Raw genomic sequence first — 16702 nt, 5'->3', positions numbered from 1 at the left:
GCAATGCGTCCGCCCGCGTCAAGAGGAGGCGCGGGCGTTTGTCACGGCGCGCGTCCCGCTTGGCGGGCCTAAATATTGGACATGGACAATAAACCGACCCCCATTCTCGCCGGACTTCGCCAACGCTGCGGCACTTGCGGCGAAGGCAAGCTCTTCAAGGGCTATCTGAAGCTGAATGACTCCTGCCCGCATTGCGGCCGGGACATGACGGCGGCAGACACGGCCGACGGCCCAGCTTTTTTTGTTGGTTTCGGGGTGCTGATCCTTATGGCGCCCTTCCTGTTCCTTGTGCCGATGAGTCCTTTGTCTCTGGGCCTCAAAGCACTCGCGATGGTGGGTGTGGGCGCTGTTGTGACGCTGCTTTGCCTGTGGCTTCTGCCGATGGCAAAGGCGATCCTGCTCAATCTTCAGCTGCACCATAAAGCCGAGGAAGCCAGCTTCGAGAAGCCCGTCAACAAGTCCGGAAGTTAAGGCGCCGCAAAGCCCCTCGCCACTGCCACAGCTATACGTTAGACAAGTCTGGTAAACGCAACCGGCTTTGCGAGGGTGGACGTGGCCAATAAAGCCTCAAAGGATACCCGGATCGCATTGGCGGGAGCGGCTGTTGCCAAGATGGAGCGCGACAAGAAACGCCGCGCTGGTGACAGCGAAACTCAAAAACAGGGGTCATTCATGCGTCTAATCTTCGGCATCTTCCCGCTGCTGGTCATTCCGGTCGTGCTTTACAACCTGCTGGCCCTGACTGCCGGCGGCCCACTGCAGGACATCGATGCCAGCGGCCAGGTGATCCAATCACAGCTGGCGCCGCTCGCCAGTCTGCTGGGCGAGCGCTTCATGGGCCTGCCGATGATCTCGGGTGTTGAATGGGTGCTCACCAAGGGCGACGCCATTGTGCTGCTGGCCGTGATTTTCCTGTTCCTGGAAATCCTTAAATCGACCAGCACGGGCACCGCAACCATCGTCAATCACGGCATTTCGCTGCTGCTGTTCATCCTCTGCCTTGTTCAGTTCCTGCTGATGCCGAACTTCGCAACGTCCACCTTCTTTATCCTGACAGCGATGACGCTGCTGGATGTTCTGGCAGGCGTGATTGTCACGATCGTCTCTGCACGCCGGGACTTCGGCGTCGCAGGCGACGTCTGACTCGGTTCAAACCGGCACAGATTCAGATTTACCGGACTTTGGCCGGGCTATTCCTTGCGGGATAGCTCGGCCAGCTGTTTCTGGATCACTTCCATCTGCTCCTGCATCGCGGCAAGGGCTTCGGACTGGTATTCCATGAACGGGTTCGCCGGCGTTTGTGACGAAGCGCGCGGCTCGGAAGGCGCTGCGCCTGCCGCTGGCATACCGCCTGGCATGAACATCTTCATGGCCTGCTCGAACATCGCCATATTGCGGCGCGCCTGAGCCTCGAACAGGCTCATCGGATTGGCCGCCTTGCGCCACTCCTTTTGCGCCTCGGAAAAGGAATTCATAGACATTTCAAGGAAGGACGGCAGGTAAGCCTGCGCGCCGCCACCATAAAAGCCAATCAGCTGGCGCAGAAAGTTGAGCGGCAAAGCGCCCTGCCCCTTGGTTTCATGCTCGAAGATGATCTGGGTCAGTACCTGACGGGTAAGGTCTTCACCGGTCTTGGCGTCGCGGACTTCGAAATCCTGGCCTTCACGGACAAGATCGGACAGGTGTTCCAGCGTAACGTAGGACGACGTCGACGTGTCATAGAGACGCCGGTTCGCGTATTTCTTGATAATGATCGGCCCACCTGCGCCGGATTGTCTGGCCATGTCCTCACCTCATGAAGCTGCCCTTCATTGGGGCAAGCAATTATTGTGCTAGTGCGAAATCTTGGCACAAAATCCACGAGAGACCAATGTGCTATTGATGTGTGCCCCGCTTATAGCCAAGGATGAAGACCAACGAGAAGCGGGAGGAACTTGAACCATGGCAAAGACAGCTCTGGTGACCGGCGGAACGCGCGGCATCGGCAAGGCAATCAGCGAAATGCTGCAGGCCAAGGGATATAAGGTTGCGGCCAATTATGGCGGGAACGATGCGGCGGCGGAGGCCTTCGCCAAGGAAACCGGTATCCGCGTCTACAAGTTCGATGTGGCGGATTTTGACGCTGTCGGCGCGGGCCTGAAAGCCATCGAGACCGACATCGGCCCGGTGGACGTGCTGATCAACAATGCCGGCATCACCCGCGACGCGCCCTTTCACAAGATGACCCGCGATCAGTGGCAGCAGGTGATCGACGTAGACCTCACCTCCGCCTTCAACGTGACCCGCCAGGTTTGGGACGGGATGCGTGAGCGCAACTGGGGCCGCATCGTCAACATCTCCTCAATCAACGGCCAGAAAGGCCAGTTCGGTCAGGCAAACTATTCTGCCGCCAAGGCCGGCCTGATCGGCTTTACCAAGGCGCTGGCGCAGGAAGGGGCCAAGAAAGGCATCACCGTAAACGTCGTGGCGCCGGGCTATATCGACACCGAAATGGTTCAGGCAGTTCCGGAAAAGGTGCTGGAAGGCATCATCGCGACAATCCCCGTGGGCCGGCTTGGCAAGGCCGAGGAGATCGCCTCGATCTGCGCGTATCTCTCCTCCGACGAAGCCGCGTTCATCACCGGCGCAACGATGACGGTGAACGGCGCGCAGTATATCGCGGGCTGATCCGGGCCGGACTTATCCCGTGGATAAGCCCGGCAAAAAACTCCAACCATTCCTCCAACGGAGGACAGAAATCCTCCAACGGCGTTGGAGGATTTTCTGTTTCAGGCAGCCGCTTCAGGCCTCCGGCCGCCAGCCGGGCGGCGCCAGCGCAAAACCTGAAAACTCAAATCCAGGCGCAACGAGGCAGGACACCAGCGTCCAGGCGCCCAGCGTCTCCGCCGTCTGCCAGTGATGGGCCGGCACGATCGCCTGCGGGCGCTGCCCCGCGCGAAGGTCCGGGCCAAGCATCATCGACCGCGCGCCCCCGCCCTCTCCCGGCGCGATGGTCAGGGCGAGCGGACCTCCGGCATGCCAGAGCCAGGCTTCATCCGCATCGACCCGGTGCCAGGCGGAAAGCTCGTCTGCCTGAAGCAGGTAGTAAATCGCGGTCAGGGGTGAGCGACCGCCTTCTGCCGGGGCGGTGCGCCATGTCTCGCCGTAATGGCCACCTTCCGGATGAGGCTGCAGGTTCAGGAGACGGATAATCTCCTTCGCACCAAGATCGCCCGACAGCGCAGGCGCCATCAGAACCTGTCCTTCCGGCCACGGATTTCGCCGAAGGTGGCCGCCGCATTGCCCGGATGGCCCATGGCAAGCTGCATTTCCGGCAGATCGGCCCGCAGGAAGGGATTGGTTGCCAGCTCCCGCTCCAGCAGGGCCGGAACGGTGGGCTTGTCTTCGGCGCGGCGCTTTTCGACCCAGGCGACATACTCCCGCAGTGCCTTGTTTTCCGGATCGATCGAGAGGGCGAATTTCGCATTCGAAGCGGTGTATTCATGGGCGCAGTAGAGACTGGTTTTCTTCGGCAGCTTTTTCAGGCGCGTCAGGCTTTCCCACATCATTTCCATCGTGCCCTCGAACACCCGGCCGCAGCCGAGCGCAAAGACAGCATCGCCAACGAAAGCGGCATCCTGATCAGGCAGGTGGAACGCGATGTGGCCGAGCGTGTGGCCGGGCACATCGATCACCTTGGCGCTGGTATTGCCAAACTCGACGATATCGCCGCCCTTCACGGCCCGGTCGAGACCGGGGATCTTGTCGGCTTCGCCCGCCGGACCGATGATGTGACAGCCGGTTTCTTCCTTGATGCGGAGATTGCCGCCGGCATGATCGGGATGCCAATGCGTGTTCCAGATCTCGCTGATATGCCAGCCGAGCTTCTCCGCTTCGCCGAGATAAGCGGCGGCATCGGGTGTATCGATGGCAATGGTGCGCCCGCTGTCTGGCTCGTGAACCAGATAGCCGTAATTATCCTTAAGGCAGGGAAACTGGTGTATTTCGATTACGACACTCATCTCTAACCTCCGGAAACAGGAACCCGCGAGCAGCAATAACGATGCGACAGGACGCCGTCACCCTTGAACGCTTCTATGCGTCCGACCTTGGAAAGGCGGCGGCACGCATCCTATCGGGCAAGCTGACCGATCTGTGGGGCGAGTCCAAGGGCTTGTCTGTATTGGGGCTGGGATATGCGTTGCCCGTTCTGGACGCGTTCGGGCAGACGCCGCGCCGCATCATTGCCGGCGTGCCGCATGAACATGGGCCGGTGAACTGGGATTATTCGGGGCGCGGAAACGCCGCCGTCGCCATTGGCGACCCCCGCCTGCCCTTCTCAGACGGACTATTTGACCGCGTGGTGATCCTTCACGGCCTCGAGGAAACAGGCGACCCACGCGCCTATCTGCGCGAAATCTGGCGGGTGACCGCGCCGGAAGGCCGCATTGTCCTGGCCGCGGCCAACCGGACCGGCCTTTGGTCACGCGCAACGCGGACGCCGTTTGGCCAGGGCCGCCCGTGGACCCGCAGCCAGCTTTCAAACCTGCTGTCGACCGGCCTCTTCCAGGTAACCGCTTCCACAAGCGCGCTTTACATGCCGCCAACCGATCTAGGCCTGGTAACTTCTGCCGCCGAAGGCTGGGAAGCGATTGGCCGCTTCATTGCGCCGGGCATGGGCGGCGTGGTCCTGATAGAAGCCGTTAAACGCCTCTATGCACCGCCAAAGAGCGGAACAGCCGCGCCTGTGACCGATCGCGTGCGAATTGCGCGTCCTGCCCGTGCGGCAAGACGCGAAGAACATTGACGGCGTTGCCATGTTGATTACCTTCGCAAGCGCAGCATCCGACTGACCAGACAGGAAAACCGCCATGAAACAGATCACTGCAGTCTTCAAACCGAGCCGTCTGGACGCGGTTATCGAGGCGATCTCGGAAGCCGGGGCGACCGGCCTGACCGTGACCGAAGTGCGCGGCTATGGCCGCCAGCAAGGCAAGACAGAGGTCTATCGCGGCGCGGAATACGAAGTGCGCCTCCTGCCGAAGGTGAAGGTGGAGCTAGCCTGCGCTGACGCCGATGTGGAGCGCTTCATCGAAGCGATCACCCAGGCAGCCAACACAGGCACGATCGGCGACGGCAAGATCTTCGTGCATGACCTGGAAGGCATCATGCGCATCCGCACCGGCGAACGCGACGAGCAGGCAATTTCGGGCTGAGGCCGCGCGGCATAACACGAACTGAAAAAGGGCGGCCCAAGAGCCGCCCTTCTTGTTTCACTCTATGATCTCGTAGCCTTCGGGGATGATCCAGTCCGGCGCAGAGGCAATGCCGATTTCCGGCTCCAGCTCCTCGCCGGGGCCATTCTGGCGACGCTCATAAGCTTCCACCAGAGACAGGTAAGGCGGGACATGGACCCAGCCGCTGCCGGCGGTGTTCTGGGTGATCTCGAAATGCAGGTGGATGGTCGTCGGCGTGCCGCCAAAATCATTCGAGACATAGCCGATCAGATCCCCCGCCTTGACGAACTGGCCAGCCGTGACGGCCAGACGGTTCATGTTGAGGTGCATGTAATTGTAGATGCTGCCCTCGCTGCGCAATTTGACCGTATACGTACCGATGGACGAGATAACGCCATCCTCGACCGCGATCACTTCATGGATGCCGCGCTCGGCTGCGCTTTGGCGGCGCAGGGTGTTGCAGTCTGCCGCCGAGCCGACCCGGATGTCCTGACCCTGGTGGATCTTTGCGACGGGGCAGAAAGGCGAGCTGCGATTGGCCGAGCGGCTTTCGCAGAAATTGTCCCGCCACGGATAGGCATAGTTGCGCGCGTCGCACTGGTCGCCACCGGCAACACCGCCGCCGAACATGAAGACCTGCGATTGCAGATAGGCCGGCGCCGATTTGATCGGGAAGACCATGCCCGGCACGTGGACGATCTGCTCTGAGAAGCCGGCGCCAGAACCGGACAGCAGAGCGCCCGGCGCGTAGTAGCTGAACACCGGCTCAACAACAGTTTCCGGCTCGGGCTCAGGCTCCGGATCGGTGACCGGAGTTTCTGTTTCCGGCGGCTCGGAAGCGCCGGGGCCTTGATCCTCAGGCTCTTGCGCCGGCGTTTCGCCGGGAAGCGTTTCTTCGCCCGTACCGCCATCGACGGGAACTTCCGTTCCCGGCGTTTCCGTTTCAGGCGGCGCGCCGTCTACAGGGTCTGCGTCCGGCGTGCCGTCTTCCATCGGCGGAATTTCCCAGGGGTCCTCCCCCGGCTCAGGCGGCGGCGGGCCGGGCGCGCCGGGCGGAATGGCCGGGCCAACGTCCGGCGTCTCCGGCGGCGGACCACCATCGCCCGGATAGCGAATGAAATCGCACCCCCCCAGCATGAGCAGGGCAGCCGACAGCCCGATTGCGGCCAAACGTGTCTTCAGCATCAGCGCGTCCCCGAAATCACCAGTTCCTCAGCAAAGGCGACCGCCTCATCCTGCGTGATGCAGGTGGGCAGGCCATTCGTCAGTTCCTTGCATTCGTATTCGACCAGATAGTCGGCCCCATAACGGGAGAAGGAAACTTGCGCGCCCGTCGTCGTGGGCTGGAAATTGAAGGCGTCGCCGCGCTCGGCTTTTGCTTCGCCGGGGGCGCCCATTACCTTGTTGGTGCCGTTGACGACGGTGTCGTATTTATCCCCGGGAATGAAGGCGTAGTACCCATCGCTCATCGGCTGGAACCGCACGGAAGATTCCCCGCTCTGCGCGCCGACCGGCATCGAGGGCAGAAATACCGGGACCGGCGGAGCCGCTTCGCCGGAGGCGACCTGGAAAGCACCTTCACGTTCCTCCAGCGGGCGGGAGGCGAGATCACGGCGGGCGGCCTCCCAATCGATAGCGGCGTCAGCGGAAACTGACTCCGGGCGCACCGGCAGCTCAACCTCTGCTGTCTCAGTGCCCTCTTCCGATGGCTGAGGTGTTTCTTCGGCTGCCTTCGGCTCTGCATAGTCAGGCCCCGACGCACCGGGCAGGCGGACCTGGTCGCAAGCAGCAAGCGATAGGCCAGCGGCCAGCATGAGCGGGGCGAGAGCAAAGCGAGGCAGACTCATTTGGTGTCCTTCTGTCCAGGATGGGCAACATAGTCAGGATCGGCATAAGCGACGCCGTCGATGGCCAGGAGGCTCGCCTGAACCTCCTTGATCGACTCAGGAGAAGCATCTGCCAGGCGACGCGAGAGACGCATTTCGCCAGAATAGCTGGCGCCGGAAAGCTCGAACTCCGCGAGCGCGGGAATACGCTGGGTAAGCTCCACCCAGGCCGCCTGGGCGGCAGCCGGATCGCGCTTGAAATTGCGGGTGATGGTGTCGACCTCGGGCGCGCCCTTGAGGCGGACGATGAAGACGACTTCTGCTGTGCCTGCGCGGGCGGGCAGTACGCCCGTGCTGCCTTCCTGCTGGATGGTGACCTGAGGGATGGGCGACGCGGTGGGCGCCTCCTCAGGCTCTTCCGGTGGCAGGGGCGCGGGTTCAGGATCGATGATGATGGCCGGGCGCCCGGGCGGCGGATCGAAGGTCATGTCCGTTGCCGGACTTCCCTGCCCTGAAGGCGCCCCGCCATTTGAGGCGATTTCCTGAACTTCGGTTTCGCCGCCCGGCTCTTCCCCGCCCCGGCTTCCGACCACGGCAAGCCCCGCCGCGCCCGCAAGGAGGCCAATGCCAAGCAGACCCAAAGGGCCACGGACATCCATGGGAATGCGGCTGCGACTCATCTTACCGACTACCTCCGGCGGTCGCCTTGACGGGCACCTTGGCAAGATCGAGCAACCCCTCCCCGCAGGGCCGAGCGCACATATCGGCACTGCCCGGAATGGGCGTGGCGCCGGGATACTGACTGCAGAGACCGGCACACTGAAGGTTCTCGCGCGGATCGAGCGCAGCCCTCAGCGTGCTGATGAGCGTCTCCCGGCTTGCTGAAGGCTCACGTGCCTTCAGGAGCGCGAGCGCGGCCGAGACATGCGGCGCGGCCATGCTGGTGCCCTGCTCGTAGGCGTAGTAGCAATTTGCAACAGCGTCGCCGGTGACCGGGTCGTAGCAATTGGTGGCGGCCTTGGTGGAGAGCACGCCGTCGGGCTTGCCGTCGCCATTGTCATCGCGCGTCAGGTCACCGCCGGGGGCGAGCACCATGACTTCGGGGCCAAAGTTCGAATAGGGCGCAATCTGGCCACGCGCATCGCTGGCAGCCACGGTCACGACATTCCGGCAACCCGCAGGCGAATAGAAGCTGGTGGACATGCGCGCATTGCCGGCGGCAGAAACGACGATGACGCCTTCAGCGGTGACCGAGTCGATCGCATCCTGGAGCGATGCCGGGCAGCTGCCGAGCAGGCCGATGGACAGGTTGATGATGTCGGCGGGGTTTTCGTTCCAAACTTCGGTCCAGACATTGTTTTCGTCGGAGACTTCCGCTGGGACGAGACCCGCAGCCCATCTGATCGCGTCGTTAATGTCGGACAGGCGGCCACCGCATTTGCCAAGCGCGCGCACCGGCACGATCCGGACATCCCATGCGCCGCCGGCCACGCCTGCGCCATTATTGGTCGCCGCTGCGCCGATGGTTCCGGCTACGTGCGTGCCGTGGAAGCTGTCTGCCGCGTTGGGTTTGGTGGGATCACACATGTCGCCGGGATCGTTGGGGTCGGTATCGCGTCCATCGCCGTCATTTCCCATCCGCGGGTCTGAGACCATGTCATATCCCGGCATGATGTTAGGCGATCCGGCAATATCAGGATGGCTCATCTGCAGGCCGGTATCGACAACCGCGACCACGATGCCGTCCGAGCCGGTAATCCCCTGGCGGCCCCAGAAGGACTCAAAGCCTGCGCCACCAGCCGTGCGGCCATCGGTGGTGCCCCTGTCGCGGAAATGCCATTGCAGGGCCCAGAGCGGGTCATCCGGCTCTTTGGAAGTCGCCTGCGCTCCGGTGGACCCTGTCGTACCCGTCTTGGTCTCTCCCGGCGTTCCCACCGGCATGTCCTTGGGCTTCCGGGCAAACTGGTTCTGGAAGATGAAGTCCGGTTCGACATATTCGAACTGGCCGGAAGCGCGCAGGTCTTTCACAACGCACGCTGTCGCCATCGCCAGATCGCTGCGGATCAATTCAGGATCCGGATTTTCGGGGCAAGCGGCCGCTTCGGCACGCGCCAGGAAATCAGATGGCTTGCTGCCGCCCGTGAACTGGGTGGGGTTGGCGCCATCCGGACCGATCTGAATAATCATCTGCCCCTGACGCGACAGCGCCACTTCGCCGCCAACGCCATACTTGGTCATCGTGTCGAGCATGACGCTGTTTGCGTCGATCTGTTTGCGGACCACTTCGCGGGCAACCGGCGCGCGACGGGCAAGCTTGCGCACCTCTACCCGGTCTTCCGGTGCCATGGCTTCCAGATCCTGCCGGGACAGGCTGCGGACTTTGAGCCGCTGGGAATCATCCTGCGTGACAACCCGTTCGAGCTTTTCGCTGGCCCTGGCAATTTCCTGCTGGGTTTGCTGGGTGGCGGTAGGGTCGAGCTTGATTTTCGGCATGACCTGGGCAGGCTGGGCAACGATATCCTCTCCGACGGGCACATCGACGATCGTTGCGCCCGGCGCAGGGGCGGGCGCTGGCGCGGCGCCGACAGCCGCCGCTTCCTCAGCCAGCGCAGCTTCGCCTTCCGGGGAGTCGAAATAATCGAGTTCTTCCTCGATCAGCGCGGCATCGTCGGCGAGTTCGACAGTTTCGGCGGGCGGAATATCGAGCGGCTTGGCGATGATCGAGCCGATTGCGAACATCGGACGTTCTTCCTCATCGACGGCAAATTCTGCCATCACTGTGCCAGCCAGGGCCCGGTCGAGCAGCGGTGCCCGCTCCAGATTGCGCTGGCCGGAGTCGATGACGGTTTCGCCATTGATCTGTTCGACAGCAGCGTCGGCAATCTCGCGGGCCCTTTCGAGCCGGGTATCAATCTGGTCGCAGGCAACCAGGAAGGCCGCACTGCCAAGCGCCAGGGCGATTGCCGTTCGCGCTGTTCTAGCGGTGTATCGTTTCAACATGCCGGATATCCCCATGCGATTTCCAATGAACGCCCCAGCCTCATTAGGTTAACGCTGTGGAGAGATTATGACGGGCCGTGCCTGCTGCGCAATCGTCAATGCGCGGCGCGTTTACCAGTAGTCCTTCATCAGCTCGCTGGCCCAGCCGGGCTGGCGCACGGCCCCTCTCGGCAGAAATTCACGCATCACCGGCTTAATATCGAGCACCGGCGTGCCATCGATTGCGTCCAGCCCACCCACCTCGATCTGCCGCCGGGAAACGCCAAGAATGCTGCAGGTACAAAGGCCAAGCCGGTTTGGCCGGTTCTTGCCGCGCTGGGCAAAAATCCCTGTCAGCGGCCAGTCCGGATTGCCGCGCGGATGGCGCGCGCCGGTCTCGATCTCGGCTTCAGGTACCTTGTCGAAAAAGAAAATGATCTCTGCATGGCTGAACGTGTCGAGCCCGAAAAGCGCAGATTCGGGCAATTCCGCTGCCAATTCGATCACCGAACGCTCCCCGCCCCAATGATCATCGACGGCATCTCTCCGCCCGCCCCTGACCCAGCCAACTGGTTTGAGTGTTATCATGGCGCCCTCCCTTGCCTGAGAAAACGAACAGGCAGAGCCCGCGCCCTGTCAACCACAGCGCCCTTGGCGCGCCGCGCAAAGCAGCGCAGAAGGAACTGGCTGAAGGAATTGAGCTCGGGCTTTCGGGGTTTGGAATGGAATCGGGAAATCTTGTCTGGACGGGGCCGCCAGCCCTGACACCCAACCATCTGGAATCCATAGATTTCCTGGGCGCAGACCTTCGGGGCAAGGACTTCTCGAACACGCGGTTTCACAATTGCGAGTTGAGGGGCGCGCGGTTGGACTGGGCAAACCTTGCCGGGGCGAGCCTGAACCATGCCCGGCTCCTGTCGGCCTCACTCACTCATGCCCATGCGCGCGGCGCCTCGTTCAAAGGCGCAAACCTTCGCAATGCGCGGCTGGCTTTTGCCAATCTGATGGGCAGCAACATGACCGGGGCAAACCTGCTGCAGGCTGACCTTACCGGCGCCAACCTGTGCGGCGCGCACTGCCTGTGGGGCGACATCACCAAGGCACGCTTCACCGGCGCGCTCTATGACGAGGCAACCCTTCTCCCCCCCGGTTTCCGCCCGGAAGCTGAAGGCATGGTGCGCTTTGATACCGGGCGGGCCTGAAACGCAGGAATAAAACGCAAGCGAAGGCGCCTTGACCTGACGCCGCCGCGCCCCCATCCCTTCCCCGCACATGACGAACCTCAAGGCCATTCTCGGCCCCACCAATACCGGCAAGACACACTATGCCATCGAGCGGATGCTCGGGCACGGCACGGGCATGATCGGCCTGCCGCTGCGCCTGCTGGCGCGCGAAGTGTATGACCGTGTGGTGGCCGCAAGGGGATATCCCCACGCAGCCCTCATTACCGGCGAGGAGCGGATCGTTCCGCCGACGGCGCGCTATTTCATCTGCACCGTGGAATCGATGCCGGCGGACCTGCGCCCGGATTTCCTGGCGATCGACGAGATCCAGCTGGCCGAGGACGAAGACCGGGGCCACATCTTCACCGACCGCATCCTCAACATGCGCGGCAATCACGAAACGCTCCTGCTCGGCGCCGACACGATGCGGGATATCCTGAAATCGCTGAAACTTGGCGCCGAAACCCAGCCGCGCGAACGCTTTTCCGAGCTTCGTTATTCAGGCCACACCAAGATCACGAAGCTGCCCAAGCGGACAGCCGTGGTCGGGTTTTCGGCCGAGGAAGTTTACGCGATTGCCGAACTTCTGCGCCGCAAGAAGGGCGGCGCAGCGGTGGTCATGGGCGCGCTGAGCCCCCGCACGCGCAACGCGCAGGTGGCGATGTACCAGTCCGGCGAGGTCGATTACATCGTTGCCACCGACGCCATCGGCATGGGGCTGAACCTCGATGTGGAGCGGGTTGTGTTTGCCTCCCGCTCGAAATTCGACGGGCGCCGGCACAGGCCGCTGACACTGGCTGAATGCGGCCAGATCGCCGGACGCGCCGGGCGTTTCCGCACCGATGGCGAATTTGGCGAGACCGGCAATTGCCCACCCTTTCAGGAAGAAGAGTGGAAAGCCATTGAGCAGCACCGGTTCGATTCAGTCGATGCGCTCCAGTGGCGCTCTTCCGATCTCGACTTTACCAGCCTCAGGACGCTGATCCGCAGCCTCGAAAAGCCCTCAGGCAATCCGGTGCTGATCCACAACCCGCACGCGCTGGACGAATGGATCCTGCGGCGGATGAGCGAGGATGGCGGAATAGGCCCGAATGTGAGCGGGGAGCGCAAGGTGCGCCGCCTGTGGGATCTTGCCCGGCTGCCGGATTTCCGCAAGCTCGGCCCCGAAGGACATGGCCGGCTGGTGCTGGGCCTCGCCGATACGCTGGCCGACCCGGATGCGCGCCTCTCTGACGCCGGGCTGGAGCGCCGGATGGACGATCTTGCCTCCACCCAGGGCGACATTGCCAAGCTGCAGCAGCGCCTTGCCGCGATCCGCACCTGGACTTATGCCGCCCACCGGCCCGACTGGCTGGAAAATCCCGGCTATTGGCAACAGAAAACACGGGAGATTGAAGACTCCCTCTCCGACGCGCTACACGAAGCGCTGACAGCCCGCTTTGTCGACCGGCGCACGACCGCGTTGCTCGCAAGCCTCAAAAAGGAAGACGCCCTCGTGACTGAACTGACGCCGGAAGGCGACGTTACCGTTGAAGGCCATCTAGTCGGCCGCCTGAAGGGGCTGACATTCGAGCCCGTGCTGGACAACCGCACCCTTGAAGGCAAGGCCGTACGCGGCGCCGCGATGGCCGCCATCCGCCCGCTGCTGAGCCAGCGTCTGACGGAAATTTCCGGAGCTGCCTCAGACGCATTCAAGCTGACCGAAGCAGCCGAAATCGAGTTCAAGGACGCGCCCGTCGCCCGCCTCCTCAAGGGCGCGAGCTGGATTGCGCCGCGTCTCGAACTGGTCGGCGCGCTGGAGATGGATGCGGGCGAGCGTGCCCCGGCCCTGACCCGGATGGAAGAATGGCTGAAGGGCGAGATTGCCCGCGTGCTGCCCGTGCATGCGAAACTCGCCAGCGGCGACGCCAGCGAAAAGCTGGAAGGAATGGCGCGGGGCCTGGCATTCCGCATCCTGGAGAGTGGCGCGGCTGTCGATCTGCGCACGGATGATCCGCCGCTGCGTGTTACCGCCGAGCAGCGTGAAGCGCTCAAGGCTGCCGGTATTCGCGCAGGCCGCGTGGCCGTGCATGTGCCCGACGCGCAGAAGCCGGCCGCCCAGCGCGTGATCGCCATCCTGAAAGCGGCTGCTTCGGGGCAGGACTATCCGCTGGCGCCGGAAGGCGCAGGCTCCTTCGCACTGGACGGCACATGGCCGGAAGAAGCGCTTGCCGCCAATGGTTATCTGCGCTTTGGCCGCCGCGCCGTGCGGGCCGATCTGGCCGAACGCCTCGGCTGGGAAATTGCCAAGCGCCGCAAGGATGCCGGCAAGAATGCCTTTGCCATTGCGATTGACCTTGCCTCGATGGTCTCCTGCCCTGCCGATGACTGGCCCGGCGTGCTCAAGGGCTTTGGCCTGGCGCCTGCCGAAAAGGACAAGGATACCGGCGCCGTAACGCTGTGGCGCTACGGCGCGCGATCGCGCCCTGAAGAGGGGCAACAATCCGCCCGGCCGCCGCGCGGGGAGCGCCCACAAGGGAACCGCCCGAACCGTCAGTCTCCAGATCGACCGCAGGGCAAAGGTCCGCGCGGAGATGGTCGCCGGCCGGAAGGTCGCGGCGATCGCGGCCCACAACGCGGTGGCGGACGCCCCGGCCAGCATTCCGGCCCTCCCCCGCGCAAGGCGATCGATCCCAACAGCCCGTTTGCCGCGCTGGCCTCCCTGCTGCCCCCGCCCAAGCCGCCGAAGCCTCCGCGCCCGAACAAGCCGAAGCAGCCGCGCGAACCCAAATCGGAAGCCGCCCCGGCAACTGACGGCGCTTTCGTGTACAAGCCCTTCCAGTGAGTGAGGCGCGATGAGCGAAGAGGGGACGCTTCGCCTTGATGTCTGGCTGTGGCGGGCGCGCTTCTTCAAGACGCGCGCGTTGTCCACCGCTCACGTCAAGGGGCACGGCGTTCGCCTCTCGCATATGGGCCAGACCCGAAAGACGGATAAACCCGGCACCAGCGTGAACATTGGCGATGTGGTGACATTCGGCAAAGCTGGGCGTATCTACTCCGTTCAAGTGCTGGATCTCGGCGACCGCCGCGGCCCGGCAGAGGAAGCAAGGGCGCTCTATCGCCCGCTGGAGACCGATCCATGATGGACCGCATCAAGCGCCTCTTCACACCGAAGACCCCTGCAGAACAATCAATGCCACCCTATGTGGCTGTCACCGCCCTTCTCGTTGAAGCCGCGCTGGTGGACGGGGTCTATGTGAACATCGAAAGCGACATGATCGCCGAAATTCTTGTCGAAGCGTTCGAGTTCGATGCCGACAAGGCCGACGCGTTGCTATCTGAAGCCGAAACACTCGCCGAAGAGGCTGTCGGCAGTCATCAGTTCACGCGGCACGCGAAAAAGCTGCCGATGGATGAGCGGGTGAAGATCGTCGAAGCGATGTACCGCGTGATCTTTGCCGATGGCGAGCATGACGATGTGGAGGAGGCCTATGTGCGCCATGTGGCGGGCCTTCTCTATGTCGATGATGTGCAACGCGCCGGCGCCCGCCAACGGGCGAGAGAGCACGCAAACGGCGCGGCTTGAGACAATCTCCGGCCCCAGTGTAGTTCGCCTCATTGACATGCGCGGCTTGGCTCGCCAATTGGCGGGCCTGATATATCCCGCCCAGGACCCAAGTTTCCCATGACCTATATCGTCGTCGACGCCTGTATCCGCTGCAAATACATGGACTGCGTCGAGGTTTGCCCCGTCGATTGCTTCTATGAAGGCGAGAACATGCTCGTCATCCACCCGGATGAGTGCATCGATTGCGGTGTGTGCGAACCAGAATGCCCCGCCGAAGCCATCAAGCCAGACACGGAAGATGATCCCGACGGCAAATGGCTGAAGCTCAATTCCGACTACGCCAAGGTCTGGCCAAACATCACCCGGATGAAAGAACCGCCTGCCGACCGGGACGAATGGGCAAGCGTGACTGGCAAGCTGGAAAAATACTTCAGCCCCAATCCGGGCACTGGTGATTGATATTGTCTGCCTTTGCGGGAATTTGATTCCCCTAGGGGCCATGTTCTGCAGTGCCTGCAGGCAGGAGCAAGGATCAGGGTGCGTTAACGAATTCCTTGATTCTGTTTCTTTTACGCCCTGGTAACCTCTGCGCCACGCTGTTGTATTTCCTGCAAGAATGTGCTACACAGAGGGCCTGAACAACAATCAAGAAGAGCGGGAATTCCTAACTCAGAACCTTAAACGGAACTGGGGCCGGAGGAACTCGACTCTCTTAATGTGTGTGTAGAAAAGGGTCTTACCGAACATGGCGAAGAAGGCAGAAGCTCGGACTCATGCGTTCGAGGTCGGTCAGAGTGTTGTCTACCCGGCGCACGGCGTGGGCAAAATCACCGGTATCGAAAGTCAGACAGTCGCGGGTATGCAGCTGGAAGTCTATGTCGTTGCATTTGATCAGGACAAGATGATCCTGCGTGTGCCGACGAACCGCGCCGAGGTTTCGGGCATGCGCGCCCTTGCTGGCTCCAAACTGGTTGACGACGCCCTCAAGACGCTTGGCGGCAAAGCCCGTATCAAGCGCACCATGTGGTCGCGCCGCGCCCAGGAATACGAAGCCAAGATCAACTCCGGCGACCTGATCTCGATCGCGGAAGTCGTTCGCGACCTTCACCGTGGCGATGACCAGCCCGAGCAGTCCTACTCCGAGCGCCAACTCTATGAGAGCGCGCTGGACCGGATGGCCCGCGAACTCGCCGCTGTCGAGAATATCGACAAGGGCAAGGCGATGGAAAAACTCGCCAAGTCCCTGGCAAAGAAAAAAGTGGCCGCCTGATTTCAGGCTGAGCCAAGATAAAAAAGCCTCGCAGGCGACTGCGGGGCTTTTTCTTTGCGCCCTGCCCCGCGATTTTCCAGGCTGCCCTCATTTGACTTGCAGCGCCTCGAATGCAAAAAAACAAACCAAGAACAATCTGACGAGGCGTGCGATGTCGGAGACAGGACAAATCCAGGGTGGCTGCCAGTGTGGCGCCGTGCGCTACACCCTCGCCAACGCGCCGGAACGCATCTCCGTGTGTCATTGCCGGGATTGCCAGAAGAGCGCTGGCGCGCCGCTGGTCGCCTGGGCGATGGTGCCGACGCCTGACTTCACGGTGACCAAGGGCAAGGCGCAGGCCTTCAACTCTTCCGGCGACAGCTTCCGATATTTCTGCAGCCAGTGCGGTACGGGCCTCTACTACATCAATGAAACCTACCTGCCTGGAATTGTGGATGTTCAGCTGATGACGCTGGACACACCTGAGAAGTTCGAACCTGGCGCCCAGGTGCAGACAGTCGAACAGGCACCGTGGGTAGTACATTTGAGCGAGATTCCGGCCTTCAAGCGCCATCCGGGCACCGAATGATACGCGCCCTAGTGGAGACCCATCCACTCCAAAAGCTGCCGATTCCGTCCGTTTGCTAACAAGAGAGCCCACG

The 16702-nt window shown here is 62.4% G+C and carries 20 protein-coding genes; 12 read left to right on the top strand and 8 right to left on the bottom strand.

Annotated features, from left to right (window positions below; all coding sequences use genetic code 11):
- Positions 1-81: 81 nt before the first annotated feature.
- Both K1X12_RS04185 and K1X12_RS04180 read left to right on the top strand, forming a co-directional pair.
- A complete protein-coding gene (locus K1X12_RS04185; RefSeq protein WP_220986376.1) occupies positions 82-471 on the top strand; it encodes a DUF983 domain-containing protein in 390 nt (129 codons plus the stop codon).
- An 81-nt stretch (positions 472-552) separates the two neighbouring features.
- On the top strand, positions 553-1143 hold the full coding sequence (locus K1X12_RS04180; protein ID WP_369426058.1) for a hypothetical protein: 591 nt from the start codon (positions 553-555) through the stop codon (positions 1141-1143).
- A gap of 47 nt (positions 1144-1190) precedes the next feature.
- Here the strand turns inward: K1X12_RS04180 and phaR are convergent, their stop codons facing one another.
- Complete coding sequence (gene phaR / locus K1X12_RS04175; protein WP_220986375.1) at positions 1191-1784, bottom strand: polyhydroxyalkanoate synthesis repressor PhaR; 594 nt, start codon at positions 1782-1784, stop codon at positions 1191-1193.
- A gap of 157 nt (positions 1785-1941) precedes the next feature.
- On the opposite strand from phaR, the gene phbB reads away from it, so the two are divergent.
- Positions 1942-2667: an acetoacetyl-CoA reductase gene (gene phbB / locus K1X12_RS04170; protein WP_220986374.1), complete on the top strand. Its 726-nt coding sequence runs from the start codon at positions 1942-1944 to the stop codon at positions 2665-2667.
- A 114-nt stretch (positions 2668-2781) separates the two neighbouring features.
- Here phbB and K1X12_RS04165 read toward each other — a convergent pair whose 3' ends face one another.
- The gene (locus K1X12_RS04165) at positions 2782-3231 is read right to left on the bottom strand and encodes a cupin domain-containing protein (protein WP_220986373.1); all 450 of its coding nucleotides are present in this window, start codon (positions 3229-3231) and stop codon (positions 2782-2784) included.
- Positions 3231-4001: a hydroxyacylglutathione hydrolase gene (gene gloB / locus K1X12_RS04160; RefSeq protein ID WP_220986372.1), complete on the bottom strand. Its 771-nt coding sequence runs from the start codon at positions 3999-4001 to the stop codon at positions 3231-3233. Before gloB ends, K1X12_RS04165 begins: the two co-directional genes overlap by 1 nt.
- Before the next feature lie 41 nt (positions 4002-4042).
- Between gloB and K1X12_RS04155 the strand changes: the two genes are divergently transcribed.
- A complete protein-coding gene (locus K1X12_RS04155) occupies positions 4043-4786 on the top strand; it encodes a class I SAM-dependent methyltransferase (RefSeq protein ID WP_220986371.1) in 744 nt (247 codons plus the stop codon).
- 64 nt (positions 4787-4850) lie between these two features.
- A complete protein-coding gene (locus K1X12_RS04150) occupies positions 4851-5195 on the top strand; it encodes a P-II family nitrogen regulator (RefSeq protein ID WP_220986370.1) in 345 nt (114 codons plus the stop codon).
- Positions 5196-5252: 57 nt separating this feature from the next.
- Here K1X12_RS04150 and K1X12_RS04145 read toward each other — a convergent pair whose 3' ends face one another.
- The 5 genes from K1X12_RS04145 to K1X12_RS04125 form a co-directional block, all read right to left on the bottom strand.
- Entirely contained in the window at positions 5253-6401 is a 1149-nt protein-coding gene (locus K1X12_RS04145; RefSeq protein ID WP_220986369.1) for a M23 family metallopeptidase, read from the bottom strand.
- The gene (locus K1X12_RS04140) at positions 6401-7063 is read right to left on the bottom strand and encodes a hypothetical protein (RefSeq protein WP_220986368.1); all 663 of its coding nucleotides are present in this window, start codon (positions 7061-7063) and stop codon (positions 6401-6403) included. The genes K1X12_RS04145 and K1X12_RS04140 overlap by 1 nt, the downstream gene beginning before the upstream one ends.
- Positions 7060-7722 (bottom strand): hypothetical protein, encoded by a 663-nt coding sequence (locus K1X12_RS04135; protein ID WP_220986367.1) that lies wholly within the window; start codon positions 7720-7722, stop codon positions 7060-7062. The genes K1X12_RS04140 and K1X12_RS04135 overlap by 4 nt, the downstream gene beginning before the upstream one ends.
- Position 7723: 1 nt before the next feature.
- A complete protein-coding gene (locus K1X12_RS04130) occupies positions 7724-10042 on the bottom strand; it encodes a S8 family peptidase (RefSeq protein ID WP_220986366.1) in 2319 nt (772 codons plus the stop codon).
- Between the two features lie 111 nt (positions 10043-10153).
- Positions 10154-10609, bottom strand: a complete 456-nt coding sequence (locus tag K1X12_RS04125) for an SAM-dependent methyltransferase (protein WP_220986365.1) — start codon at positions 10607-10609, stop codon at positions 10154-10156.
- Between the two features lie 134 nt (positions 10610-10743).
- Here K1X12_RS04125 and K1X12_RS04120 point away from each other — a divergent pair, with 134 nt between their 5' ends.
- From K1X12_RS04120 to K1X12_RS04090, 7 genes are all read left to right on the top strand, one after another.
- A complete protein-coding gene (locus tag K1X12_RS04120) occupies positions 10744-11223 on the top strand; it encodes a pentapeptide repeat-containing protein (RefSeq protein WP_220986364.1) in 480 nt (159 codons plus the stop codon).
- A gap of 70 nt (positions 11224-11293) precedes the next feature.
- Positions 11294-14068 (top strand): helicase-related protein, encoded by a 2775-nt coding sequence (locus tag K1X12_RS04115; RefSeq protein WP_220986363.1) that lies wholly within the window; start codon positions 11294-11296, stop codon positions 14066-14068.
- A 10-nt stretch (positions 14069-14078) separates the two neighbouring features.
- Positions 14079-14366, top strand: a complete 288-nt coding sequence (locus K1X12_RS04110; protein WP_220986362.1) for an RNA-binding S4 domain-containing protein — start codon at positions 14079-14081, stop codon at positions 14364-14366.
- Complete coding sequence (locus K1X12_RS04105) at positions 14363-14809, top strand: tellurite resistance TerB family protein (protein WP_220986361.1); 447 nt, start codon at positions 14363-14365, stop codon at positions 14807-14809. The genes K1X12_RS04110 and K1X12_RS04105 overlap by 4 nt, the downstream gene beginning before the upstream one ends.
- A gap of 99 nt (positions 14810-14908) precedes the next feature.
- A complete protein-coding gene (gene fdxA, locus K1X12_RS04100) occupies positions 14909-15250 on the top strand; it encodes a ferredoxin FdxA (protein ID WP_220986360.1) in 342 nt (113 codons plus the stop codon).
- 286 nt (positions 15251-15536) lie between these two features.
- The gene (locus K1X12_RS04095; protein WP_220986359.1) at positions 15537-16061 is read left to right on the top strand and encodes a CarD family transcriptional regulator; all 525 of its coding nucleotides are present in this window, start codon (positions 15537-15539) and stop codon (positions 16059-16061) included.
- 151 nt (positions 16062-16212) lie between these two features.
- Positions 16213-16629, top strand: a complete 417-nt coding sequence (locus K1X12_RS04090; protein ID WP_220986358.1) for a GFA family protein — start codon at positions 16213-16215, stop codon at positions 16627-16629.
- The last annotated feature ends 73 nt before the right edge of the window (positions 16630-16702 follow it).

It is taken from the genome of Hyphomonas sediminis (assembly GCF_019679475.1).
Lineage (GTDB): Bacteria > Pseudomonadota > Alphaproteobacteria > Caulobacterales > Hyphomonadaceae > Hyphomonas > Hyphomonas sediminis.
Note: the sequence above shows the minus strand (reverse complement) of the source record. Positions and strands in the feature narration are given on the sequence as shown.